Here is a 22,518-nt window from a genome sequence, read left to right as displayed (position 1 = left end):
TCGCACCGGCCTCCCCTTCATGTCGACGGGAGATCTGGGCTATGCTTCCGTGGTTGCCCTGACCTCCTGGGGCTGGCGCCCCGCGCCCACCCGAGGTCACCGACTCCTGCGAGCCGAGATTGCGGGAAGGGCGGGCACCTCGATCAGAATTCGACTTTCAGGAGACGACAGTGGCTTCTTCCACGTGTGAAATCTGTGCCAAGCACCCGAGCTTCGGCAAGAGCGTTTCCCACTCGCACCGCCGTACCTCGCGTCGTTGGAACCCGAACATCCAGTCCGTGCGCACTGTGATCAACGGGACCAGCAAGCGCGTGAACGTGTGCACCTCCTGCCTCAAGGCGGGCAAGGTCAGCACGCTCGGCGCCTGAGCGGGAGACCGTACAGACCCCGGGACCGACAGGTCCTCCCACGAGAGCCCTCATCCTTCGGGATGGGGGCTCTCGTGCATCCCCCGGCGGGGCCTCGTCACGGCAGCGCCACGTCGCGGCAGGGGCCCAGGGCTCGTCACGGTAACCTCGCCCCCACGCACAGGACGTCCCTGTGCACGCCGACCTTGCTCGTCGAGGAGATCCCATGCCTGCGTCCTCCCCCACCATCCTCGCCACCAGCGCCGGCTATCGCCCCCATCCGCGGCTCCGGTTCGGCTTCGGGCCGATGCTGGCCCTCGCGGTCGAGCTCAGCCGGGAGACCCCGCGCCGTGATCGGGACCCGGGCAGCGATCAGGACCTGGGCGGCGACCAGACCCGCGCTCCCCGGATCTGCAGCATCGCCACGGCATCCGGTGACCATCTGGGATTCCAGCGGGACATCGAGGAGGCGGCCCGGGAGGCGGGGTACCAGCTCCACCATCTCTCGCTGTTCACCATGCCCAATGTGGAGGACGTGGAAAGCTATCTGCGCAGCTTCGACGTGCTCTGGGTCAACGGCGGCTCGGTGGTGAACCTGCTCGCGGTGTGGCGTGCCCACGGGCTGCCGGAGATCCTGCACCGGCTCTGGCAGGAGGGAGTGGTGCTCGCGGGGATCTCCGCCGGCTCGATCTGCTGGTTCGAGGGCGGGGTCACCGATTCCTTCGGCCCGCAGCTGGCACCGGTCACGAACGGCCTGGGCTTCCTGCCGGGCGCCAACGGGGTGCACATGGACTCCGAGGAGCGCCGTCGGCCCCTGATCCGTGAGCTGGTGGCGGACGGCACGCTCGGTCAGGCGGTGTGCACGGACGACGGCGCCGGGCTGCTGTACCGCGGCACCGAGCTCGTCGAGGCGGTGACCGAGGTGGACGGCGCCGGGGCCTCGCGGATCGTGCCGGACGGATCAGGCGGCGTGGTCGAGCAGGAGATCCCGGTGCGCCTGCTGCCGTGAGACCGCAGCCATCATCCCGCGGAGATGACGACGCCCGCGGCGCCCCGAGGGGCGTCGCGGGCGCTGTCGTGCCGTGAGGGCTGTCAGGCGACCTCGGCGTCCTCGAAGGTCGCGGTGTCGATGACGACGCGGAAGAAGACCTCGCCGGCGACCACGCGCTCGTAGGCGGCGTCCGCCTCGTGGATCCCGATCGTCTCGATCTGCGCGGCGATCCCGTGCTCGGCGCAGAAATCGAGCATCTCCTGGGTCTCGGCGATGCCGCCGATGTTCGAACCGGCCAGCACCTTGCCGCCGCCGATGACCGAGCCGAAGCTGAGCGGCTGCTTCTGCGGCGGCAGGCCCACCACGGCCATCACGCCGCGGGGCTTGAGCAGGCTCAGGTACTTGTCGACGGGGATGTCGGCGCTGATCGTGTTGAGGATGATGTCGAACTCTCCGCGGTGGTCGGCGAAGAAGCCGTCCTCCGAGGTGGCGAGCGTCTGCTGGGCACCGAGCTCAATGGCCAGCTGCTCCTTCTTGCGGGTGCGCGACAGCACGGAGACGTCGGCGCCCATGGCGGCGGCGATCTGCACGCCCATGTGGCCCAGGCCGCCCAGACCCAGCACGGCGACCTTCTTCGGGGCGCCGTCCTTGGAGTCCGCGGCGCCCCAGCGGGCCAGCGGTGCGTAGGTGGTGATGCCGGCGCACAGCAGCGGTGCGGCGACATCGAAGTCCAGGCCGTCGGGGATGCGGCACACGAAGCGCTCGTCGACGACGACCTTCTGGGCGTAGCCTCCCTGCGTGATCGTGCCGTCGACGTCGGTCGCGTTGTAGGTGCCGACGTTGCCCTCCAGGCAGTTCTGCTCCTGGCCGGCGCGGCACTCCTCGCACGTGCCGCAGGAGTCCACCATGCAGCCGACGCCCACGCGGTCCCCGACCTTCCAGTCGGTGACGTCCGAGCCCACGGCCTCGACGACGCCGGCGATCTCGTGGCCGACGGTGAGGGGGAAGTGTGCCTCGCCCCACTCGTTGCGGATCGTGTGGATGTCGCTGTGGCAGATCCCGGCGGCCTTGATGTCGATCACGACGTCGGCGGGACGCGGGTCGCGGCGCTCGATGCTCGCGACCTGGAACGGCTGCTCGGGGCCGGTCTTCTGCAGTGCCTTCACAGTGATCGTCATGGGGGTCTCCTTCAGGAGGTCGGGATGCCCTCGAGGGACGCTCGAGGGGTATGGGGACAGACTAGGCCTGGTCCCCGAAGTGGTCGAAACCTGTTCCCTCGATCGGGGCACCGTCCAGGAGCACGCCGTGGGCCTTCTCTCCGTCGGCGGGCAGCACCCGCCCGATCGGTCGGAAGCCCGCGGGCACGCTCCCGGCGGCGAAGGTGGCGAGCATCGCGTGCTCCTCGCCGCCGTGGAGCACCCATGCCCAGGGGTCCTCGCCGAGCTCGGCGGCGAGATCGGCGAGCTGCGAGACGTCCGGGGCGAGGGCGTCGGCGTCCAGGTCCAGGAGCACGCCGGAGGCTCTCGCGATCCGGGTGCCGTCCCGTACGAGCCCGTCGGAGAGATCCATCATCGCCCTCGCACCGCGGCCGACGGTCCACCCCAGGGCGAGGTCCGGCTCGGGGGCGTCGTGCCAGGCGACGAGATCGCCGTGGCCCTCCTCCGCGAGGGTCGTGCCGTCCGCCCCGAGGACCTGGCCGTCCTGCACCCGGATCCGACCCGAGAGCACGAGGGCCAGGCCGGCGGCGGAGCGGCCCAGCTGCGGGGAACCGATCGCGAGCACGTCGCCGGGGCGGGCTCCCGAGCGCAGCACCGGCGCCTGATCGTCCTCGAGCGATCCGAGTGCCGTGACCGTCACCGTGAGGCGGTCCGAGGTGCCGAGGTCGCCGCCGACCACATAGGCGCCGTCGGCCTCCGCGCGCCCCGCGAGGGCGATCGTGAGCTCCTCGAACACCGGGGCGGGGGTCTCCGCCGGGGCGGAGAGCGCGACGACGAGGGCGAGCGGCCGGGCCCCCATGGCGGCGACATCGGCCAGGTTCTGCACGGCGGCCTTGTGCCCGATCCAGCTCGGGGTCGTCGTGGCGGGCAGGAAGTCGTGCCCCTCGACGAGGGTGTCGGTCGTGACCACGATGCGTGGCGAGGGAAACCGCACCACGGCGGCGTCGTCCCCGGGGCCGACCTCGATCCGGGGGTCGGTGGCCAGGTGAGGGAGCATGCGGGCCAGGAGCCCGGCCTCCCCGAGTCGCGTGTCGCCGGTCATGACCCCAGTGTGCCGGAGAGCGGGCATCGGCGGCGACGCAGGTTCGGCCGGTAGCCTTCCCCCCGTGCTCCGCTCCCGTCTTCCCGCCTTCGCCGCCGCCGGTCTGCTGGCCGTGACCCTGGCCTCCTGCGGCACCGTGCAGGTGCCCGCCGGTCCCGAGGCCACCGATCCCGTCTGCGCCGACATCATCCTCGCGGCCCCGCCGCAGGTGCTGGGCATGGACCGCACGGAGACCTCGAGCCAGGGCACCGCCGCCTGGGGCAGCGGCGAGGACACCGTGGTCATGCGCTGCGGTGTCACTCCTCCCGGGCCGACCACGGATCAGTGCACGACCCTCGAGGACGGCAACGGGGTGCAGATCGACTGGATCATCCGCGAGCTCGAGGGCGACGTGTTCCAGTACACGTCCTACGGGCGGGAGCCCGCGATCGACATCACGGTGCCGCTCTCCGCGGCGCCGGACCAGCCCAGCGGTGCGGCGCTCGACCTCGCCCAGGTGGTGAGCCGGAACATCGAGGCCACCGATCACTGCGTGGGCCCCGGGGACGAGCCGACGAGCTGAGCCCGGGCCGGCGCAGCACCGGGGCAGCGCCGGCGGCGGCAGCGGCGCTGTCGCTCAGCGGGGACCGGGACGGCGCCCGCGGGCCTGCTCGACGAGATCGGTGATGAGATCGGCGTAGGAGAGCCCCATGTTCTGCCAGAGCACCGGGAACATCGAGTACGGGGTGAAGCCCGGCATCGTGTTGACCTCGTTGACCACCACGCGGTGATCGTCGGTCACGAACACATCCACCCTGGCGAGACCCTCCAGGCCCAGCACGGAGAAGGCACGGGCGGCCACCTCGCGGACCTCCTCGAGCTGGGCATCGGGAAGGGAGGCCGGCACGTCGATGCTCACGGTCCCCTTGCCGAAGTACTTCGCCTCGTAGTCGTAGAAGTCCAGGTCCTCCCCGACCCTGACCTCGCCGGGCACCGTGGTGCGCGCCTCGAAGCCGTCGCCGCCCTGGAGCACACCGCACTCGACCTCGCGGCCGATCACGGACTCCTCGATGAGCACCTTGGGATCCTCCGCGAAGGCGGTCTTCATCGCGGCCTCGAGCTCGGCGGGATCGCTGACCCGGCTGACCCCGAGGCTGGAGCCGCCGCGGGCGGGCTTCACGAACCAGGGCAACGGGTGGTGACGCTCCAGGTGGTCCATCACCTCGCCGGCTCCGGCGGCCCAGCGGTCCTCGTGGACCGTGATGCCGGGGGCGCACTCGATCCCGGCGGCGCCCAGGCTCTGCTTGGTGGCCGCCTTGTCCATGCAGGTCGCCGACGCGAGCACCCCGGAGCCCACGTAGGGGATGTCCAGCAGCTCGAGCAGGCCCTGGACGGTGCCGTCCTCGCCGTAGGTGCCGTGCAGCACCGGGAACACGACGTCGATCTCGGCCAACGGGCGCACCGCGCCCTCGACGACGGTCCGCAGCTCGCTGCGTCCGCCGGGCTGCCGACGGGTCGAGGGCAGCAGCACCTCGGCGCCCTCGGACGCCACCTCGGGGGCGCGGCCGTCGACCAGGGTCCAGTCCGAGGGATCGTCGGAGACGTGGACCCAGGCCCCCTCGCGGGTGATGCCGATCGCGAGCACGTCGAAACGGTCTCGATCGATCGCAGCGAGGATGCCGCCGGCGGTGACGCACGAGATGCCGTGCTCTCCGCTGCGGCCGCCGAACAGAAGGGCGACGGTGGTTCTCATGCCGAAAGGATATTCACTCCGGGCGCACGCCGCGCGCCAGCAGGGCCGTGGTGACCTCGTCGATACGCGCATCGTGATCGACGACATCCACCACGGCGTCGGTGATGGGCATCTCGATCCCGAGTCGCGCGGCCAGTTCCGACACGGCACGCGCCGTCGCGACGCCCTCGGCCGTCTGGCCCACCTCGGCCGCCGCGGCCCGTACATCGAGGCCGCGTCCCAGCGCCAGTCCCAGGCGGTGGTTCCGGCTCAGCGGCGAGGAGCAGGTGGCGACCAGGTCGCCCATCCCCGCCAGCCCGGCGAAGGTGTCCCGGCGACCGCCCAGCGCGACCCCGAGCCGGGTGATCTCCGCGAGCCCGCGGGTGATCAGGCTCGCGGTGGTGTTGTGGCCGTGGCCGAGACCGGTCGCGGCACCGACCGCGATCGCGATGACGTTCTTGACGGCCCCGGCGATCTCGACCCCGACCACGTCGGTGGAGGTGTAGGTGCGCAGGTAGGGGGCCTCGCACCAGGTCGCGAGCACGGAGGCCAGCTCCTCGGAGTCGGCCGCCACGACGCTCGCGCAGGGGCGGCGCTCGGCGATCTCCCCGGAGAGGTTCGGGCCGGACAGCACGCCGATGCGCTCGGTCTCCGCTCCCCCGGCCTCGGCGATGATCCTGCTGATCCGCGAGTCGGTGCCCCGCTCGATCCCCTTGGTGAGGGAGAGCACGGGCACCGGCGGGAGAGCGGGCCACGACTCGAGGGTCGCGCGCATCGACTGGGCGGGCACCGCGAGCACGATCCCGTCGGCCCCGTCGAACGCCTCCTCGATCGAGGAGGTCGCCCCCACGGCGTCCGGGAGCAGGCGGTCCCCGAGGTAGGCGCTGTTTCGGTGCGCCTCACGGATCTCGCAGGCCACCTCCTCGCGGCGCGCCCACAGCGTGACGTCCGCGCCACCGTCCGCGAGGACCTGCGCGAAGGTGGTGCCCCAGCTGCCGGCACCCAGAACGGCCAGTCGTGTCATCCCTGCCTCCTCCCTGCGTCGCTGTCTCTCTGCGTCATCGTCGCTGCGTCACCATCTCTGCGTGATGCCTGGCTCTGCATCACGCCTGCTTCACAGCACGGTAGCCGCGCTGCGGAGCCCCCACCTCAGGTCGGTGGCCATCCGTCCTGCCGTCGTGCAGGACGCTCGGCGGCTCCTGCCCGCGGATCTCTCCGAGCAGGGCGGCGATCCGGGTCATCAGGTCCGCGGTCACGCGACGGGCCGCCGTCTGCGGGGTCTCGTCGTCCCGCTGCGCGACGGTGTACGGGGTCCCCACCCGCATGGTCACGCGGCGGCCGGGTCCGGGGCGCGGGACCAGGGAGCCGACGGGCCACAGCCTGCGGCCGCCCCAGCTCGCGATGGGCACCAGCGGAGCGCCCGTGTCCAGAGCCAGGCGGGCCGCCCCCAGGAGCCCCTGCATCGGCCACAGCTCCGGGTCCCGGGAGTAGGTGCCCTCGGGGAAGATCATGAGCATCTCGCCACGGCCCAGGGCCTCGCGCGCGCTGTCCAGGGCATCGCCGCCCCGGGAGGTGCCCCGGTGCACCGGGATCTGCCGGGCCCCGTGCAGGAGCGCGCCCAGCACGGGCACCCGGAACATCGCCTCCTTGGCCAGGAAGCGCGGCGCGATGCCGTGGGCCTGCAGGAGCTGGCCGTAGAGGAAGGCGTCGATCGGGCCGAGGTGGTTGCCGCAGCCGATCGCGGCCCCCTCGGCGGGGAGGTTCTCGGCGCCGATCCAGACGGGGCGCGCGAGCAGGCTCATCAGGGGTCGGAGTGGCAGCTGCGCGAGGCCGACGACGAGCCCGGCCCGCCGAGCCGGGGCCCGGGACGTGCCCAGATCCCAGCTGCGCGCCGGCGAGATGCTCACCGGTCGGAGGACGGCGTGCGGCCCAGGGCTTTGCGCGTGGCCTGCCCGGTGAGGGCGCGCACGGACGATCCACCGACCATGGTGCGCCGCCTCAGCGTCGTCGGCGCCCGACGGGCGAGCGTGTTCACGGCGGCGGCATGCATCAGCCGGCGCGGCGCGAAGGCGAGGCGTCCGCGCACCGAGCGGAACTTCACCGCGGTGGTGACCTGGAGCAGCTGCCCGCCGGGAAGCAGCGCCACCCCGATCCGCACGTGCATCTTGTCGTCGTCGTCGATGATCAGCGCCTCGGAGCCCACGACCTCGTCGGCCACGTACTCCCGCTCCGGCGGCGGCACCATGTCGAACAGGCGGATCGCCTCATCGCGCAGCGCGCGCATCCCCCGCTTGGACAGCGGCGTGTTCTCATGCGAGAAGATCGCGTCGGCCCAGACCCTCGGGTCGGGCTCGTCGACGCCTCCGGTGGGGACGATGACCACGTCGCAGTAGTCGGGGATCGGGATGTCGCGCAGCGCCAGCGAGCTCCCGGCCGTGGCGGCCAGGGGGTTCTCGCCCGTATGCAGCTCGGCATCCGCCGAGACGTTCTCGCTCATCATCAGCTGTGCTCCCTCAGCTCGCAGTGGATCGTCGGTTCAGCCCGGGTACAGGGCCTCCGCAGGGCGATGCATCCCTCGCGGCGTCAGTTCTCCCAGAACTCCGCGCCGAGGGCGGTGAGCTTCTCGCGGAAGGACTCGTACCCGCGGTCGATGAGGTCGATGCCACGGATGGTGGAGACCCCCTCGGCGCCGAGTGCGGCCACGAGATACGAGAAGCCGCCGCGCAGGTCCGGGACGGTGATGTCCGCGGCCGTCAGCGACCGCGGACCGGAGATCACCGCGGAGTGGTTGTAGTTGCTGCGGCCGAAGCGGCAGCTGGACCCTCCGAGACACTCGCGGTACACCTGGGTGTGGGCGCCCATGTCGTTGAGCGCAGAGGTGAAGCCGAGCCGGTTCTCGTACACCGTCTCGTGCACGATGGAGATGCCGTCGGCCTGCGTGAGCGCGACCACCAGCGGCTGCTGCCAGTCGGTCATGAGGCCGGGGTGCACATCGGTCTCCACCGCGATCGCCCGCAGCGGCGTGCCGGGATGGTAGAACCGGATGCCCTCACGGGTGATGTCCATCCCGCCGCCGACCTTGCGGAAGATGTTCAGGAAGGTCGCCATCGGCTTCTGCTCGGCGCCGCGCACGAAGACGGACCCCTTCGTGACCAAGGCGGCGCAGGCCCAGGAAGCGGCCTCGATGCGATCGGGGATCGCGACGTGCTCGTAGCCGCCCAGCTCCTCGACGCCCTCGATCGTGATGGTGCGATCTGTCTGCACGGAGATGAGCGCACCCATCTTCTGCAGCACCGCGATGAGGTCCTCGATCTCGGGTTCGACGGCCGCGTTCGTGAGCTCGGTGATGCCCTTCGCCCGGACGGCGGTCAGCAGCACCTGCTCGGTCGCTCCGACGCTGGGGTACTCGAGGTGGATCTTGGTGCCGTGCAGCCCGTTCGGGGCCGTGATGTAGATGCCCATCTCACGCTTGTCCACGACGGCGCCGAAGTTGCGCAGCACGTCGAGGTGGTAGTTGATGGGGCGGTCGCCGATCCGGCAGCCACCCAGGTCGGGGATGATCGCCTCGCCCAGACGGTGCAGCAGCGGGCCGCAGAACAGGATCGGGATCCGGGAGCTTCCGGCGTGCGCGTCGATGTCTGCCACATGGGCGCGCTCGACGTTGGAGGGATCCATGCGCAGCGTGCCGCCGACGACGTCCCGTTCGACCTTGACGCCATGTATCGACAGCAGCTGCGAGACGATCTGCACGTCGCGGATGTCCGGGACGGAGTGGAGCACGCTGGGCTTGGTCCCCAGCAGGGCCGCGACCATGGCCTTGGAGACCAGGTTCTTCGCGCCACGGACAGTGATCTCACCGTTGAGGGGGCTGCCCCCACGGACGTGGAATGTCGAGCTCATAGTGTCCTTGCTTCGCTGAGCAGGCGCCCGGGACGCCCGATGTCTGACCGAGTCACCATACCGGAGCGGACTGCGGGGCCACTGCGACCCTCGTCATAGGTCGCAGCGGCCCCGCAGGAGAAGATCTGAGCGGTCAGACGGTGTCCATCGTGCGCGCCGGGAGCGTCTTGGGCATCCAGCCGGGGCGGGTCGCCTCGAAGTCGGTGATGTCCTGCTCGTGGCGCAGGGTCAGGCCGATGTCGTCCAGGCCCTCCATGAGGCGCCACCGGGTGTAGTCGTCGACGTCGAAGCGGAAGACAGCTCCAGCCTCGCCCGCGTGGGCCTGACGGTTCTCGAGGTCGATGGTCACCTCGGTGCCGGGCGCCTCCTCGAGGATCTTCCACAGCTGCTCGAGGTCGTCCTCGGACAGGACCCCGGCGACGAGGCCCTGCTTGCCGGCGTTGCCGCGGAAGATGTCCGCGAAGCGGCTGGAGAGCACGGCCTTGAACCCGTAGTCGCGCAGCGCCCACACGGCGTGCTCACGCGAGGAGCCGGTGCCGAAGTCAGGGCCCGCCACGAGCACGGAGCCCTTCGCGTAGGCGGGGCGGTTGAGCACGAAGTCGGGATCGTTCGTGCGCCAGGCGTTGAACAGGCCGTCGTCGAACCCGGTCTTGGTGACCCGCTTGAGGTACACGGCCGGGATGATCTGGTCGGTGTCGACATTGCTGCGGCGCAGCGGGACACCGATGCCGGTATGGGTGGTGAAGGCTTCCATGGCGATGCTCCTGATCAGGCGACGGGCTGGAGGTCGGAGGGGGCGCTCGCGGCGCCCAGGTCCGACGGGGAGGACAGCGTCCCGCGCACTGCGGTGGCGGCGGCGACGACCGGGGACACCAGGTGGGTGCGTCCGCCCTTGCCCTGGCGGCCCTCGAAGTTGCGGTTGGACGTGGAGGCCGCACGCTCGCCCGGGGCGAGCTGGTCCGGGTTCATGCCCAGGCACATCGAGCAGCCCGCCTGGCGCCATTCGGCACCGAAGCCGAGGAAGACCTTGTCCAGGCCCTCCTGCTCCGCCTGGATGCGCACCCGAGCCGAACCGGGGACGACCAGCACGCGGACATCGGGGTGCTTCTGACGGCCCTCGAGCACGGAGGCGAAGGCCCGCAGATCCTCGATGCGGCCGTTGGTGCACGAGCCCATGAACACGGTGTCGACCTTGACGTCCTTCAGGGGCGTCCCGGGCACGAGGTCCATGTACTCCAGGGCGTTCTCGGCGGCCACGCGAGCGTTGTCGTCGGTGAAGTCCTCCGGGGCGGGGACCGATGCCGACAGCGGCAGGCCCTGACCGGGGTTGGTGCCCCAGGTGACGAAGGGCTCGAGCTCATCGGCGTCGATGTGCACCTCGGCGTCGAAGGTGGCGTCATCGGCGCTGCGCAGGGTCCGCCAGTGCTCGACGGCCGCGTCCCAGTCCGCGCCGCGCGGGGCATGCGGGCGCCCCTGGACGTACTCGAAGGTGGTCTCGTCCGGCGCGATCATGCCGGCGCGGGCGCCCGCCTCGATGGACATGTTGCAGATCGTCATCCGGCCCTCCATGGAGAGCGTCCGGATCGCCTCGCCGCGGTACTCGAGCACGTAGCCCGAGCCGCCGCCGGTGCCGATCTTCGCGATCACCGCGAGGATGATGTCCTTCGCGGTGACGCCGGGCTTGAGGGCGCCGTCGACGGTGATGGCCATGGTCTTGAAGGGGTTCAGCGAGAGCGTCTGGGTCGCGAGCACGTGCTCGACCTCGCTGGTGCCGATGCCGAAGGCGAGCGCCCCGAAGGCACCGTGGGTCGAGGTGTGCGAGTCGCCGCAGACCACGGTGATGCCCGGCATGGTCAGACCCAGCTGCGGGCCGACGACATGCACGATGCCCTGGTCGAGGTCGCCGAGGCTGTGGATCCGCACGCCGAACTCCTCGGCGTTGCGGCGCAGGGTGTCGATCTGGGTGCGCGAGGTGATGTCCGCGATCGGCTTGTCGATGTCGATCGTGGGGGTGTTGTGGTCCTCGGTCGCGAGCTGCTGGTCGAGGCGGCGCGGCGTGCGGCCCTCCTCGCGGAGGCCGTCGAACGCCTGCGGGCTGGTCACCTCGTGCAGGAGCTGGAGATCGATGTACAGCAGGTCCGGTTCGCCGTTCTCTCCGCGACGGACAACGTGGTCCGCCCAGACCTTCTCTGCGAGGGTCCCCGCCATGTCGATCCTTCCTTGCGTCCGTCGTGTGGACGCGTGTCTGCATGCTGGAACGCGCTCGGGGTGCAAGCGCAGCACCCATCGTGTGCGGGTCCACGATCCGACGCACTTGCGTCTCACCAAATAAGACGGCAGTATCGGAGCATGGACAAGATCTCGGAGGAGAACGGCAGCGGCGTCGGCGTGCTCGACAAGGCGGCCGTCGTGCTCGGCGCCCTGGAGGCAGGCCCGGCGACGCTCGCCCAGCTGGTGCAGTCGACCGGATTGGCTCGACCCACCGCCCACCGCCTGGCAGTGGCGCTCGAATATCACCATCTGGTCTCCCGTGACATGCAGGGGCGCTTCATCCTGGGCCCGCGCCTGGGTGAGCTGGCCGCCGCCGCCGGCGAGGATCGCCTGCTCGCCGCCGCGGGCCCGGTGCTGGCCGCTCTGCGGGACCACACCAGCGAATCCGCGCAGCTCTACCGCCGCCAGGGCGACCACCGCATCTGCGTCGCCGCGGCCGAGCGGCCGATCGGCCTCCGGGACTCCGTGCCGCTGGGTGCGGCGCTCACCATGAAGGCCGGTTCCGCCGCGCAGATCCTGCTCGCCTGGGAGGAGCCGGACCGCCTGCACCGCGGCCTGCTCGGCGCACGCTTCACCGCGACACAGCTCTCGGCCGTGCGCCGCCGCGGATGGGCCCAGTCCATCGGGGAGCGCGAGCCGGGCGTCGGATCGGTCTCCGCCCCTGTGCGCGGACCCAACGGACGCGTGGTCGCAGCCCTGAGCATCTCCGGGCCGATCGAGCGCATCACCCGTCAGCCCGGTCGACTCCATGCGGCGTCCGTGATGAGCTCCGCGAACCATCTCACCGAGCTGCTGCGTCGCGCCGGCGCCTGAACCTCATCAGTCCCGTTCGATCCAGACCGGGATGTTCGCGAAGCGCAGCACCGTGACCAGCTGCCGGGGGGCGGCGAGCGGCTTGTCCGGGCCGTGGGTCCGCTCCCCCGCGACCACCATGATGCTCGCCCCTTCGCTGGCCTCGACGAGCTGCCGGGCACTCGCCCCCGCCGCGATCGTCACATCGCCCACGTACACACCGGGATGCGTCAGAGCGACGCGCTGACTGGTGCCTGCGAGGATCTCCTGAGCCTGCTCGGGCGTGGTCTCGGCACGGACCACGAGGTGGATGTCCCTCCCGTAGGCGGTGGCGAGGTCCGCGGCGCGGGTCACGACCTCGGTGGCGCTCTCGTGATGCACGAGGCCGATGGGTCCCTCACCGTCGATCTGGCCCCTCACCACCACGACGGGGCATTGTGAGCGTGCCGCCAGGGCGAGGCTCTTGGATCCGACGATCAGCGTGAGGAGTCGGCCCATCCCCCGGCCGCCGACGACGACGAGATCGGAGTCGGCGCTCGCCTCGACGAGCACGGGGACGGCGTTGCCATCGACGATCTCCGAGGTGATCGGCAGATCCGGGCGCTCCTCCCGCGCGATCGCCAGCGCATCCTCGATGAGCCCGTGCGCCGCGTTGCGGATGCCCGACCCGGTCATCCCCGGGATCGGATCGGTGTTCACATCGAGCTCGGTCCAGACGAAGGCGTGGACCAGGTGCAGCACGCCGCTGACGCGGTCCGCATGCCGTGCGGCCCAGCGCACCGCGAGATCGGATTCATCGGCATCGAAGACACCCACGGTGATCTTCGGCCGGGAGGACGAGGGTGTGACGTGGCTCATAACATGACGATACCCCGGCTCGCGAGCACATTCCAGGAAACGGACGGGATGTCGGCGAGGGATCGGACGCCGACCGTGCGGGTGCCGCGAGCAGACCGACCCCGGCAACAGAACGCATCGATTCCGGAAACAGAAAAGGAGCCGATGCGCTTGGCATCGACTCCTGTCCGTACCCCGTACCGGATTTGAACCGGTGTTACCGCCGTGAGAGGGCGACGTCCTAGGCCGCTAGACGAACGGGGCCTGCGCGTAATCCGAAGATCTCGCGTCGTACCCCGTACCGGATTTGAACCGGTGTTACCGCCGTGAGAGGGCGACGTCCTAGGCCGCTAGACGAACGGGGCGCGGACCACACAGCTGAAAAGCCGTGAAGCGCTGGGGTACCAGGACTCGAACCTAGAACGACGGTACCAGAAACCGCTGTGTTGCCAATTACACCATACCCCATGGTGACAGTACGTTTTTCTCTTCTCTTCCTGGTCTGATCCTCGGTGGTTTCCGAGGTCTTTCCGGGCCGAACTTCCATGCCGTACCGAGGTAAGACTCTACCGGGTTCTTCCCGACAAGACAAAGCGAGAAGGCCTCCGGACGCTGTGAGGCTGAGCACGCCGCCCCACAGCGCCCGAAAGGCTCAGGCCTCCGCGGCGAGCCGATCCCGCAGGGCGCTCAGGCGAGCACGGCTCGAGGACTTCCCGAGCAGCTCCATGGACTCGAACAGCGGCGGGGAGATCCGTCGGCCGGAGATGGCGCTGCGCAGGGGCCCGAAGGCCAGCCGCGGCTTGATGCCCATGTCCTCGACGATCGCCGCGCGCAGTGCGGGCTCGAGCGCCGCTGCGGTGAAGTCCTCCTCGGGAACGGCGTCGATCTCCTGGATCGCCCGCTCGAGCACGCCCACAGGGTCGTCGCCGAGCTTCTTGAGGGCGTCCGGCTGCACCTCGAGGTCCGCATCCGCGGTGAACAGGAAGCCCAGCAGATCGGGCGCCTCGCCGAGCAGGTTCATGCGGGTCTGGACCAGTGGAGTCGCTGCGACGACCAGAGTCCGCTGCTCCTCGGTGACGGTCTCGCCGAGCACACCTCCCTGCTGGAGGTACGGCACCAGGCGCTCTGCGAGGTCCGCCTCGGTGAGCCGGCGGATGTGGTCAGCGTTGATGGCAGTGGCCTTCTTGATGTCCACGCGCGCCGGGTTCGGGTTCACGTCCGAGGCGTCGAAGCGCTCGACCATCTGTTCGCGGCTGAAGATGTCCTCGTCGGCGCTGTAGCCCCAGCCCAGCAGAGCGAGGTAGTTGACCATGCCCTCGGGCAGGAAGCCCTGCTCGCGGTAGAGGAACAGGTTGGACTCGGGATCGCGCTTGGAGAGCTTCTTGTTCCCCTCCCCCATGACATAGGGCAGGTGGCCGAACTCGGGGACCCGCTCGGCGACGCCGATCTCGATGAGCGCCCGGTACAGAGCGATCTGGCGGGGCGTCGAGGAGAGGATGTCTTCGCCGCGCAGCACGTGGGTGATCCGCATGAGCGCGTCGTCGACGGGGTTCACGAGCGTGTAGAGCGGCTGGCCGTTGGCGCGCACCACGACGAAGTCCGGGATGGTGCCGGCCTTGAAGGTGATCTCGCCGCGCACGAGGTCCGTGAAGGTGAGGTCCGTATCGGGCATGCGAAGGCGCCAGGTGGGATGGCGGCCCTCGGCGAGGAAGGCCGCCTTCTGCTCCTCGGTGAGATCACGGTCGTAGCCGTCGTACCCGAGCTGGGGGTCGCGGCCCGCGGCACGGTGACGCTCGACGATCTCCTCGGCGGTCGAGTACGACTCGTAGATGTGTCCGGCGTCCTTCAGCTTCGCGATGACCTCCTGATAGATGTCCGCGCGCTCGGACTGGCGGTACGGCCCGTGGGGCCCGCCGACCTCGACACCCTCGTCCCAGTCGATGCCGAGCCAGCGCATCGCGTCGAGCAGCTGGTGGTAGGACTCCTCGCTGTCGCGGGCGGCGTCGGTGTCCTCGATGCGGAAGACGAGCTTGCCGCCATGGTGACGGGCGTGCGCCCAGTTGAACAGGGCGGTGCGCACCATGCCGACGTGCGGGGTGCCGGTGGGGCTGGGGCAGAAGCGCACCCGGACCTCGTCGGTCGGGGCTGAGGTCTGGGCCGGGGTGGTGGTCACGCGGAGTGCTCCTGAAGGTGGGGAGATGTGGGTCTGAAGAGGCGAGGGGTCAGCGGCGCACGACGGGATTGGACAGCGTGCCGATCCCCTCGATGCTGATGTCGATCGTGGAGCCGGCGTCGACCGTCCGGACGCCGGCCGGGGTACCGGTGAGGATCAGATCCCCGGGCAGCAGGGTCACGACGCTGGAGATCTCGGCGACCAGGTCGGCGACGGAGCGGATCATGTCAGCGGTGGAGCCGTCCTGGGCGATCTCGCCGTCGACGCTCGAGGAGATTGAGACGGAGGATGCATCGAGGTCGGTCTCGATCCAGGGGCCGATCGGGCAGGACGTGTCGAAGGCCTTGGCGCGGAACCACTGGTCCTCATCACGCTGGGAGTCCCGTGCGGTGAGGTCGTTGGCGCAGGTGTAGCCGAGGATCACATCGGCGACGTCCTCGGCGGCGACGTCCTTGGCCATCCGCTTGATGACCACGGCGAGCTCCGCCTCGAGGCTGACCTCCTGGCTGTAGGCCGGGATGACGACGGGATCGCCGGGGCCGACGACGGTGGTGTTCGGCTTGAGGAAGAACAGTGCCTGCTCGGGCACCTCGTTGCCGAGCTCGGCGGCGTGAGCCGCATAGTTGCGGCCGACGCACACCACCTTCGAGCGGGGGATGACGGGGGCGAGCAGGCGGACGTCCTCGAGAGGGAGGACCTTCCCGGTGGGGCGGATATCGGTGTACAAGGGGTCCCCGGTGATCCCATAGACCATGTCCTGGCCGTCCTTCTCCTGGACGATGCCGTACATGGGATCTTCGCCGGTGGTGAATCGAGCAATGCGCATGGCGCCAGTCTAGAGGTCCATCCGCCACCGCCCCCGGGCCCGTGCAGGAGTCACATCCGAGCCCGGAGATCGCTCACTCGGTGTCGTCGATCGGCTCGATGTCGAAGTTCACGGATTCGCCGTCCACGGAGGTGGCGGTCACCTTGACGTCCATGCTCTCCCCTTCCAGGGTGAGCGCACAGATCATCTCGGCACCCTCCTCGGCCTTCAGGTCGTCAGGGCAGTCGACCTCATCCGGTGCCTGGCCGACCTGCTCCGTGAACAGATCGGAGATCTTCTGCTCGACCTCCGCGGACTCCACCACGCCGGGCCCGAGCAGCCCGCACCCGGAGAGCGCGACAAGGGCTCCCGCAGCGAGAGCGAGGGGGCGGGCGATGGCGCGGGGGCGGATGGCAGACATGAGGTCCTCCTGGACGGACTATCGACGCGGCAGTCCCTGCTGGACGACCGATGACGGTGCCGCGATGGACCTCCATCCTCGAAGAGAACCCGTCGCTCGTCGATGGGGAGAGGTCCCCACCGATGGCCTGCCAATTCGGCCAGTTCAGCCCGTTCAGCCGGTTCAGCCGGTTCAGCCGGTTCAGCCGGTTCAGCCGGTTCGCCTCGACAAGCGCCACCCTGGACGCGGCCACACACACGCCCTATACTTGAAACATAAATCATGCCGGTGGCGACGCCCCGCCGGACGACTCAGGAGTTCTGACCCCATGACCTTCGATCCGCACGCCGTGACCTTCGGACTGGACACCTTCGGCGACGTCACCGTCGATCTCGAGGGGTCTGCGGTCCCACCCGCGCAGGTGATCCGCGACGTCATCGCGCAGGGCGAGCTCGCCGACAGGGTGGGGATCGACCACTTCTCGATCGGGGAGCACCACCGGCCGGACTTCGCCGTGAGCGCTCCGGACACGGTGCTGGCCGGCCTCGCGACCCTCACGAACCAGATCACGCTGGGCACCGCAGTGATCGTGCTGAGCTCAGATGATCCGATCCGAGTCATCGAGCGCTTCTCCACCCTGGACGCGCTGTCGAACGGCCGCGCCGAGCTGACCGTGGGGCGCGGCTCGTTCACCGAGTCCTTCCCCCTCTTCGGCTTCGCCATGCAGGACTACGAGACTCTGTTCGAGGAGAAGCTCGACCTGCTCAGCGAGGCACTGAGGCAGGAGCCCATCACATGGTCCGGCAGCATCCGACCGCCGCTGACACAGCAATCGGTGCATCCGCGCATGGAGCGCGCCCTGCCCACCTGGGTCGCGGTCGGCGGCAGCCCGAACTCCGTGGTGCGTGCAGCCCGCCACCGGCTTCCCCTCATGCTGGCGATCATCGGCGGTCCCGCGCACCGCTTCGCGCCCTACGTGAACCTGTTCCATGAGGCCACCGAGAAGCTCGGCAACGATCGGCTCCCCGTGGGTGTGCACTCCCCCGGACACATCGCCGCCGACGATCGGACCGCTCGCGATCAGCTCGCACCGCATTGGATCCACAACCGCAACCAGATCGGCCGCGAGCGGGGCTGGGGCCCCTCCGGCATCGCGGAGTTCGAGTCGGAGACGCAGCATGGCGCCCTCTACGCCGGCGGGGTCGAGACGGTCGCGACGAAGATCGCCGACACGATCCGCACGCTCGGCGTGGACCGCTTCGACCTCAAGTACTCCAACGGCCCGATGCCTCATGAGCAGCTCATGGAGTCCATCGAGCTGTACGGCACGAAGGTCATCCCCCGGGTACGGGAGCTCCTCGCGGAGGCTCCGGTCCCGCAGTCCTCGGTGTTCGACGAGGCCTGACCCGGACAGCCCGGGCCCGGCGGCCTGATCGCAGCCAGCAGCTCGTGGCTCGACACACGGTCACAGGTCCGCCGCCGGCAGCAGCATCGACCGGATGCGCAGCTCGGCCTCTGTGCGGGCGATCCCCTCGTAGAAATCGCGCACGAGCTGGTGCCCGAAGGTCGAGTCCGGCACGAGCAGCGGGCGCTGGCTGCCGCGCGTGCAGACCTGCACCGGCACGGAGAGCGTGCCGGAGTACCCCGGGATCGCGGTGGCCAGCTGCCCGGCATAGTCCTCACGATGGTCGGGATCGTCGTAGTGGTCGACGTAGTCGTCGTAGCAGATCCTGCTGATCTGGACCCAGGGCCCGTACTCGAGCGTGGCCTCCTCCCCTGTGATCGGGATCGGGAGGATCGCACGCAGGAAGCAGTCGGCGCCGCGGGCCCGGTCGATGAGGCACAGGTCGTTGTTCGCCAAAGCGTGGAATCTCCGGGAGTGGGTGTCGAGCTCCAGATAGGGATCCGGACGGCGGAAGCCGAGTGCGGGCCACGGGCTCTCCACCGAGCCGTCCGTGCCGTCGTGGTGCTCCCCGCAGTGCGCGCAGTCGTAGTTGATGCCGGTCATCCCTGATGCTCCTCATCCGGTCGCGGTCCGTCGCGATCCCTCGTGAGCTGACCGTAGGGAGAGAAGGACATCCGTCGTCGGGAGCGGGTGCAGGGTGTGGACGCAGACACTCTGGGGAGGAACGGAGAGCGGGGGCCTCGTACGATGGCACGGACCGGCACGTGCAGGACGCCGACGAGCAGGTGAGGGACCAGCGGACGGGGCTTGTCCGTAGAACGGGACGGGCGGGATGCTCACCGGACGCCGGGACCGCACGGGAACGACGAGGAGGGGCGCACGGGATGAACACACAGAGCACTCCGACCGTCGCCGCACCCGCACGGTTCCTCTCCGCGGCCCAGGCGCAGGAAGCACGTCTCGCCCATGAGAGTCGAGCAGATGCCCTGACGGCCGCGCACCGTGCGCGCAGACAGGCCGGTCAGAAGCACCCGGTCGAGGACTTCCTGTTCACCTACTACCCCTTCTCACCCGCCAGGCTGCGTCGCTGGCATCCGGGCTGGGACGTGGCCTATGCCCGGTCCGCCGACCTCGACGCGCACGGGGATCCCGTGATCGCCGACGTCGATGAGGCCGGGAGCCGCTCCTGGTACGTCGACTCCACGCCCGATCCCACCTCGGCGGACGGGCGGCAGCGTCGCGCGGATGTCGCGCGCTATCTCAGCGACCGCGCCGATGCCCTCGCCTTCATCACACGGCTGCTCTCCTCCTCGTCGCTCGCCCGTCGTCGGCCGCAGTTCGGATGTTTCGGACTGCACGAGTGGGCGATGGTGCACCGGGTGCCCGAGGGCGCGCAGCGCCATGAGGATCTGCCGCTGCGCCTGAGCTCCGCCGAGACCGATCAGGTCGTGGAGCGGGAGAACCTGGTGTGCTCGCACATCGACGCGTTCCGGTTCTTCACCCCCACGTCCACGCCCCGCAACGTCCTCCAGCCCACCCGCGGCACGCAGGTCGAGCTCGACAATCCCGCCTGCCTGCACGTGGGGATGGACCTTTACAAATGGGCTGTGAAGCTCACGCCGCTGCTGCCGTCGGATCTGGTGCTGGATTGCTTCGAGCACGCTCGGGAGACCCGGGTGCTGGACATGGAGGCGAGCCCCTACGACGTGCGCCCGCTCGGCTACGGCGTGGTGCCGATCGAGACGGCCGCCGGCAAGGCCGAGTACGTCCGACGCCAGCGGGCCCTCGCCGACCAGGCGGATCTGTTGCGCACCCGGATCCTGGAGAAGCTGCCCCCGGCGACCGCGTGATCGGCGAGATCGCATGATCGGTGCCCTGCGCGGGGAGTTCGGTACGGTCCGGGCACCCTGGCAGACTGGGGCCATGCCGATCCTGACGTCGTTCCTGCCCGAGACCCGCTCCACTGCCGGACAGGACGCGATCGTCGACGGGTTCATGGATGCCCAGGAGTCCGTGGGGCGCACGCTGTATCCGCACCAGGAGGAGGCGCTGCTGGCCATCGCCGCCGGGGACCACGTGATCGCCGCGACCCCGACCGGCTCGGGCAAGACCACGATCGCCTACGCGGCGCTCTTCGCCGCGATGGCCCGCGGGGAGCGCTCGTACTACACAGCTCCGATCAAGGCGCTGGTCAGCGAGAAGTTCTTCGATCTCGTGGCGCAGTTCGGCGCGGACAACGTGGGTATGATGACGGGCGATTCCAGCGTGAACCACGATGCGCCGATCATCGTCTGCACCGCCGAGATCTTCGCCAATCACGCCCTGCGCGACGGCCCGGGCAGCGACGTCGGCCTCGCCGTGATGGACGAGTTCCACTACTACGGGGATCCCCAGCGCGGCTGGGCCTGGCAGGTGCCCCTGGTGGAGCTCCCCGACTGCCAGTTCGTGCTGATGAGCGCGACGCTCGGCGACGTCTCCCGCTTCAGCGAGGATCTCGAGGAGCGCACCGACCGTGATGTCACCGTCATCGACGACGCCCCGCGGCCGGTGCCGCTGGACTTCCGGTGGTCGCTCGAACCGCTGCCGGACACCATCGCCACGATCCTCCAGGACCGCGACGCCCCCGTCTACATCGTCCACTTCACGCAGAAGGATGCCCTCGAACAGGCGCAGGCCCTCCTCGGAGAGAAGGTGCTCTCACCGGACGAGAAGCAGCAGATCCGGGAGATCATCGGCGATTTCCGCTTCTCGAAGGGCTTCGGGCAGATCCTGTCCAAGCTGGTGCGCGAGGGCATCGGCGTCCATCACGCCGGCATGCTCCCGAAGTACCGACGCCTGGTCGAGAAGCTCGCCCAGTCCGGTCTGCTGAAGATCATCTGCGGCACCGACACGCTCGGCGTCGGCATCAACGTCCCGATCCGCACGGTGCTGCTGACGGGGCTGGCGAAGTTCGACGGCAAGCGCATGCGCCTGCTCAACGCCCGCGAGTTCCACCAGATCGCCGGGCGGGCCGGCCGCGCCGGTTACGACACCATCGGCCATGTCGTCGTGCAGGCGCCCACCTGGACCATCGAGTTCGAGCGGGAGCGCGCCAAGGTGCGCGCCCGCGAGGAGGCCGGAAAGGTCTCCAACAACGCGAAGAAGCGCAAGAAGGAACCCAAGCCTCGGATCCCCGAGGGTGCGATCTCGTGGTCCGAGTCGAATATGACGAAGCTGGTCGAGAACGCCCCGGAGCCGCTGCGACCTCATCTGAAGATCACGGCCGGCATGGTGCTCGCGCTCATCTCCCGGCCCGGCGACGCGATCGCCTCGGGCCGTCACCTGATCATGACCAGTCATCAGACCCGGTCGCAGCAGCTGAAGCTGGTCAAGGACGCTGTCGAACTGTTCCGCGGGCTGCGCGATGCCGAGATCATCGAGGTGCTCGACGAACCCGATCATCTGGGCCGACGCATCGCCCTGGTCGAGGACCTCCAGCTGGACTTCACCATGAACCAGCCCCTGGCCCCCTTCGCGATCGCGATGATCGACACGCTCGACGAGGACTCCGATTCCTTGACGATGGACACCGTCTCGATCATCGAGGCGATTCTCGAGGATCCCCGTCAGATCCTGCTGGCGCAGCAGAACGCCGCCAAGGGCGAGCTGCTCGCGGAGCTGAAGGCCGACGGTGTCGAGTACACCGAGCGGATGGCCCAGCTGGACGAGGTCACCTGGCCGAAGCCGCTCGAGGAGGACCTCGAGGCGGCCTTGGAGATCTACGCGAGGACCCGCCCCTGGGTGCGTCCCGATGAGCTCTCCCCCAAATCCGTGGTGCGCGAGATCCACGAGACCGGCCAGACGTTCAGCGAGTTCGTCCAGCGCTACGGCCTGCAGCGCTCCGAGGGCATCGTGCTGCGCTATCTCTCCGATGCCTACCAGGCGATGCGCCGCACCCTCCCCCAGGACCTCCGCACGGAGGAGCTCGAGGACCTCATCGAATGGCTCGGGGTGCTCGTGCGCGGCATCGATTCGTCCCTGCTGGACGAGTGGGAGGCGCTCTCGCATCCGGAGGACGCCGACGCGGACGCCGCCAGCGAGCTGCGTCCCACCTCGCCGAGGGGCCTCTCGTCCCAGACCAAGGTGCTGCGCACGATGATCCGTGCTGCCATGTGGCAGCGGGTCGAGCATTTCGCTTTCGAACGGGAGCAGCGGCTCGGCGAGCTCGACGGCGAGGAGGGCTGGGATCGCCCGCGCTGGGCCGAGGCCATGGATGCCTACTACGACACCTACGATCACGTGGGCATCGATGGGGCGGCCCGCTCGCCGCAGCTCCTGCAGATCACCGAGGAGTCGAAGGTCTGGCGGATCCGTCAGGTGCTCGACGACCCCGACCGCAACCACGACTGGGCGATCGAGGCGGAGCTCGATCTCGAGGCGACCGACGAGGCCGGGGAGCCGGTGCTCGCCATCACCCACGTCGGCGACATCGCTGACCGCTGAGCACTTCCGGTGCACGGCTCTACGCAGCCGCCCCCGTTCTGCCGACACTCTCGGCCAAGGCAGGGCGGGCTGCGCGCAGGAGACCACGAACGACGACGGGGCCGGTACTCGTCGAGTACCGGCCCCGTCATGGGTGACGTCGCGC

Annotated in this window: 21 protein-coding genes and 3 tRNA genes; 7 read left to right on the top strand and 17 right to left on the bottom strand. The window is 69.7% G+C overall.

Annotated features, from left to right (window positions below; all coding sequences use genetic code 11):
* Nucleotides 1–170 precede the first annotated feature (170 nt).
* Both rpmB and ABD093_RS17655 read left to right on the top strand, forming a co-directional pair.
* Nucleotides 171–368: a 50S ribosomal protein L28 gene (gene rpmB / locus ABD093_RS17660; RefSeq protein ID WP_193116001.1), complete on the top strand. Its 198-nt coding sequence runs from the start codon at nucleotides 171–173 to the stop codon at nucleotides 366–368.
* 205 nt (nucleotides 369–573) lie between these two features.
* Entirely contained in the window at nucleotides 574–1,356 is a 783-nt protein-coding gene (locus ABD093_RS17655) for a Type 1 glutamine amidotransferase-like domain-containing protein (RefSeq protein WP_193116002.1), read from the top strand.
* Between the two features lie 83 nt (nucleotides 1,357–1,439).
* On the opposite strand, the gene ABD093_RS17650 is transcribed toward ABD093_RS17655, so the two are convergent.
* Together ABD093_RS17650 and thiL are read right to left on the bottom strand one after the other, a co-directional pair.
* On the bottom strand, nucleotides 1,440–2,516 hold the full coding sequence (locus tag ABD093_RS17650; RefSeq protein WP_193116003.1) for an NAD(P)-dependent alcohol dehydrogenase: 1,077 nt from the start codon (nucleotides 2,514–2,516) through the stop codon (nucleotides 1,440–1,442).
* A 61-nt stretch (nucleotides 2,517–2,577) separates the two neighbouring features.
* Nucleotides 2,578–3,597, bottom strand: coding sequence for a thiamine-phosphate kinase (thiL, locus tag ABD093_RS17645; RefSeq protein ID WP_193116004.1), 1,020 nt, complete (start codon nucleotides 3,595–3,597; stop codon nucleotides 2,578–2,580).
* A gap of 64 nt (nucleotides 3,598–3,661) precedes the next feature.
* Between thiL and ABD093_RS17640 the strand changes: the two genes are divergently transcribed.
* Nucleotides 3,662–4,159 carry a DUF3515 domain-containing protein gene (locus tag ABD093_RS17640; protein WP_319021467.1) on the top strand — a complete coding sequence of 166 codons (498 nt, stop codon included), beginning with the start codon at nucleotides 3,662–3,664 and terminating at the stop codon, nucleotides 4,157–4,159.
* Nucleotides 4,160–4,213: 54 nt separating this feature from the next.
* Here ABD093_RS17640 and ABD093_RS17635 read toward each other — a convergent pair whose 3' ends face one another.
* From ABD093_RS17635 to leuC, 7 genes are all read right to left on the bottom strand, one after another.
* Entirely contained in the window at nucleotides 4,214–5,329 is a 1,116-nt protein-coding gene (locus ABD093_RS17635) for a D-alanine--D-alanine ligase family protein (RefSeq protein ID WP_193116006.1), read from the bottom strand.
* A 13-nt stretch (nucleotides 5,330–5,342) separates the two neighbouring features.
* The gene (locus tag ABD093_RS17630; protein ID WP_343926143.1) at nucleotides 5,343–6,332 is read right to left on the bottom strand and encodes an NAD(P)H-dependent glycerol-3-phosphate dehydrogenase; all 990 of its coding nucleotides are present in this window, start codon (nucleotides 6,330–6,332) and stop codon (nucleotides 5,343–5,345) included.
* A gap of 79 nt (nucleotides 6,333–6,411) precedes the next feature.
* Nucleotides 6,412–7,215, bottom strand: a complete 804-nt coding sequence (locus ABD093_RS17625) for a lysophospholipid acyltransferase family protein (protein ID WP_319021468.1) — start codon at nucleotides 7,213–7,215, stop codon at nucleotides 6,412–6,414.
* Entirely contained in the window at nucleotides 7,212–7,808 is a 597-nt protein-coding gene (locus ABD093_RS17620) for a DUF2867 domain-containing protein (RefSeq protein ID WP_226849613.1), read from the bottom strand. Before ABD093_RS17620 ends, ABD093_RS17625 begins: the two co-directional genes overlap by 4 nt.
* Nucleotides 7,809–7,891: 83 nt before the next feature.
* Nucleotides 7,892–9,208, bottom strand: a complete 1,317-nt coding sequence (gene murA, locus ABD093_RS17615; protein WP_193116008.1) for a UDP-N-acetylglucosamine 1-carboxyvinyltransferase — start codon at nucleotides 9,206–9,208, stop codon at nucleotides 7,892–7,894.
* A 133-nt stretch (nucleotides 9,209–9,341) separates the two neighbouring features.
* A complete protein-coding gene (gene leuD / locus ABD093_RS17610) occupies nucleotides 9,342–9,962 on the bottom strand; it encodes a 3-isopropylmalate dehydratase small subunit (RefSeq protein ID WP_193116009.1) in 621 nt (206 codons plus the stop codon).
* Between the two features lie 14 nt (nucleotides 9,963–9,976).
* A complete protein-coding gene (gene leuC / locus ABD093_RS17605) occupies nucleotides 9,977–11,416 on the bottom strand; it encodes a 3-isopropylmalate dehydratase large subunit (RefSeq protein WP_193116010.1) in 1,440 nt (479 codons plus the stop codon).
* A gap of 141 nt (nucleotides 11,417–11,557) precedes the next feature.
* Between leuC and ABD093_RS17600 the strand changes: the two genes are divergently transcribed.
* Nucleotides 11,558–12,292: an IclR family transcriptional regulator gene (locus ABD093_RS17600; RefSeq protein ID WP_193116011.1), complete on the top strand. Its 735-nt coding sequence runs from the start codon at nucleotides 11,558–11,560 to the stop codon at nucleotides 12,290–12,292.
* Between the two features lie 6 nt (nucleotides 12,293–12,298).
* On the opposite strand, the gene ABD093_RS17595 is transcribed toward ABD093_RS17600, so the two are convergent.
* The 7 genes from ABD093_RS17595 to ABD093_RS17565 all read right to left on the bottom strand — a co-directional run bounded on the left by ABD093_RS17595 (nucleotide 12,299) and on the right by ABD093_RS17565 (nucleotide 16,507).
* Nucleotides 12,299–13,129 carry a universal stress protein gene (locus tag ABD093_RS17595; RefSeq protein ID WP_193116012.1) on the bottom strand — a complete coding sequence of 277 codons (831 nt, stop codon included), beginning with the start codon at nucleotides 13,127–13,129 and terminating at the stop codon, nucleotides 12,299–12,301.
* Between the two features lie 170 nt (nucleotides 13,130–13,299).
* Nucleotides 13,300–13,372 (bottom strand) — tRNA-Glu (locus ABD093_RS17590).
* A 28-nt stretch (nucleotides 13,373–13,400) separates the two neighbouring features.
* Nucleotides 13,401–13,473 (bottom strand) — tRNA-Glu (locus tag ABD093_RS17585).
* 31 nt (nucleotides 13,474–13,504) lie between these two features.
* Nucleotides 13,505–13,576: transfer RNA gene (locus ABD093_RS17580), tRNA-Gln, on the bottom strand.
* Nucleotides 13,577–13,760: 184 nt separating this feature from the next.
* Nucleotides 13,761–15,281, bottom strand: a complete 1,521-nt coding sequence (gene gltX, locus ABD093_RS17575) for a glutamate--tRNA ligase (RefSeq protein ID WP_193116013.1) — start codon at nucleotides 15,279–15,281, stop codon at nucleotides 13,761–13,763.
* A 49-nt stretch (nucleotides 15,282–15,330) separates the two neighbouring features.
* Nucleotides 15,331–16,107, bottom strand: a complete 777-nt coding sequence (locus tag ABD093_RS17570) for a fumarylacetoacetate hydrolase family protein (protein ID WP_193116014.1) — start codon at nucleotides 16,105–16,107, stop codon at nucleotides 15,331–15,333.
* 73 nt (nucleotides 16,108–16,180) lie between these two features.
* The gene (locus ABD093_RS17565; RefSeq protein ID WP_193116015.1) at nucleotides 16,181–16,507 is read right to left on the bottom strand and encodes a DUF4333 domain-containing protein; all 327 of its coding nucleotides are present in this window, start codon (nucleotides 16,505–16,507) and stop codon (nucleotides 16,181–16,183) included.
* Between the two features lie 307 nt (nucleotides 16,508–16,814).
* Between ABD093_RS17565 and ABD093_RS17560 the strand changes: the two genes are divergently transcribed.
* Nucleotides 16,815–17,891, top strand: coding sequence for an LLM class flavin-dependent oxidoreductase (locus ABD093_RS17560; RefSeq protein ID WP_193116016.1), 1,077 nt, complete (start codon nucleotides 16,815–16,817; stop codon nucleotides 17,889–17,891).
* 60 nt (nucleotides 17,892–17,951) lie between these two features.
* On the opposite strand, the gene ABD093_RS17555 is transcribed toward ABD093_RS17560, so the two are convergent.
* Nucleotides 17,952–18,494, bottom strand: coding sequence for a DUF2199 domain-containing protein (locus ABD093_RS17555; RefSeq protein WP_193116017.1), 543 nt, complete (start codon nucleotides 18,492–18,494; stop codon nucleotides 17,952–17,954).
* Between the two features lie 281 nt (nucleotides 18,495–18,775).
* Between ABD093_RS17555 and ABD093_RS17550 the strand changes: the two genes are divergently transcribed.
* Both ABD093_RS17550 and ABD093_RS17545 read left to right on the top strand, forming a co-directional pair.
* Nucleotides 18,776–19,741 (top strand): 3-methyladenine DNA glycosylase, encoded by a 966-nt coding sequence (locus tag ABD093_RS17550; RefSeq protein ID WP_343926138.1) that lies wholly within the window; start codon nucleotides 18,776–18,778, stop codon nucleotides 19,739–19,741.
* 73 nt (nucleotides 19,742–19,814) lie between these two features.
* Nucleotides 19,815–22,373 (top strand): DEAD/DEAH box helicase, encoded by a 2,559-nt coding sequence (locus ABD093_RS17545; protein ID WP_343926136.1) that lies wholly within the window; start codon nucleotides 19,815–19,817, stop codon nucleotides 22,371–22,373.
* Nucleotides 22,374–22,518: the final 145 nt, after the last annotated feature.

Origin of the sequence: Brachybacterium tyrofermentans, assembly GCF_039526165.1 — a bacterium.
Lineage (GTDB): Bacteria > Actinomycetota > Actinomycetes > Actinomycetales > Dermabacteraceae > Brachybacterium > Brachybacterium tyrofermentans.
The sequence above is the reverse complement of the archived record's forward strand: the minus strand, read 5'-3'. Positions and strand labels throughout refer to the sequence as shown.

Coding starts and splice junctions, on each gene's coding strand:
- ABD093_RS17595 (WP_193116012.1), bottom strand. CDS start 13,129: ATGAGCCACGTCACACCCTCGTCCTCCCGGCCGAAGATCACCGTGGGT.
- murA (WP_193116008.1), bottom strand. CDS start 9,208: ATGAGCTCGACATTCCACGTCCGTGGGGGCAGCCCCCTCAACGGTGAG.
- ABD093_RS17555 (WP_193116017.1), bottom strand. CDS start 18,494: ATGACCGGCATCAACTACGACTGCGCGCACTGCGGGGAGCACCACGAC.
- ABD093_RS17650 (WP_193116003.1), bottom strand. CDS start 2,516: ATGACGATCACTGTGAAGGCACTGCAGAAGACCGGCCCCGAGCAGCCG.
- ABD093_RS17630 (WP_343926143.1), bottom strand. CDS start 6,332: ATGACACGACTGGCCGTTCTGGGTGCCGGCAGCTGGGGCACCACCTTC.
- ABD093_RS17560 (WP_193116016.1), top strand. CDS start 16,815: ATGACCTTCGATCCGCACGCCGTGACCTTCGGACTGGACACCTTCGGC.
- thiL (WP_193116004.1), bottom strand. CDS start 3,597: ATGACCGGCGACACGCGACTCGGGGAGGCCGGGCTCCTGGCCCGCATG.
- ABD093_RS17550 (WP_343926138.1), top strand. CDS start 18,776: ATGAACACACAGAGCACTCCGACCGTCGCCGCACCCGCACGGTTCCTC.
- ABD093_RS17545 (WP_343926136.1), top strand. CDS start 19,815: ATGCCGATCCTGACGTCGTTCCTGCCCGAGACCCGCTCCACTGCCGGA.
- ABD093_RS17655 (WP_193116002.1), top strand. CDS start 574: ATGCCTGCGTCCTCCCCCACCATCCTCGCCACCAGCGCCGGCTATCGC.
- leuC (WP_193116010.1), bottom strand. CDS start 11,416: ATGGCGGGGACCCTCGCAGAGAAGGTCTGGGCGGACCACGTTGTCCGT.
- ABD093_RS17570 (WP_193116014.1), bottom strand. CDS start 16,107: ATGCGCATTGCTCGATTCACCACCGGCGAAGATCCCATGTACGGCATC.
- ABD093_RS17635 (WP_193116006.1), bottom strand. CDS start 5,329: ATGAGAACCACCGTCGCCCTTCTGTTCGGCGGCCGCAGCGGAGAGCAC.
- ABD093_RS17620 (WP_226849613.1), bottom strand. CDS start 7,808: ATGATGAGCGAGAACGTCTCGGCGGATGCCGAGCTGCATACGGGCGAG.
- ABD093_RS17600 (WP_193116011.1), top strand. CDS start 11,558: ATGGACAAGATCTCGGAGGAGAACGGCAGCGGCGTCGGCGTGCTCGAC.
- leuD (WP_193116009.1), bottom strand. CDS start 9,962: ATGGAAGCCTTCACCACCCATACCGGCATCGGTGTCCCGCTGCGCCGC.
- ABD093_RS17565 (WP_193116015.1), bottom strand. CDS start 16,507: ATGTCTGCCATCCGCCCCCGCGCCATCGCCCGCCCCCTCGCTCTCGCT.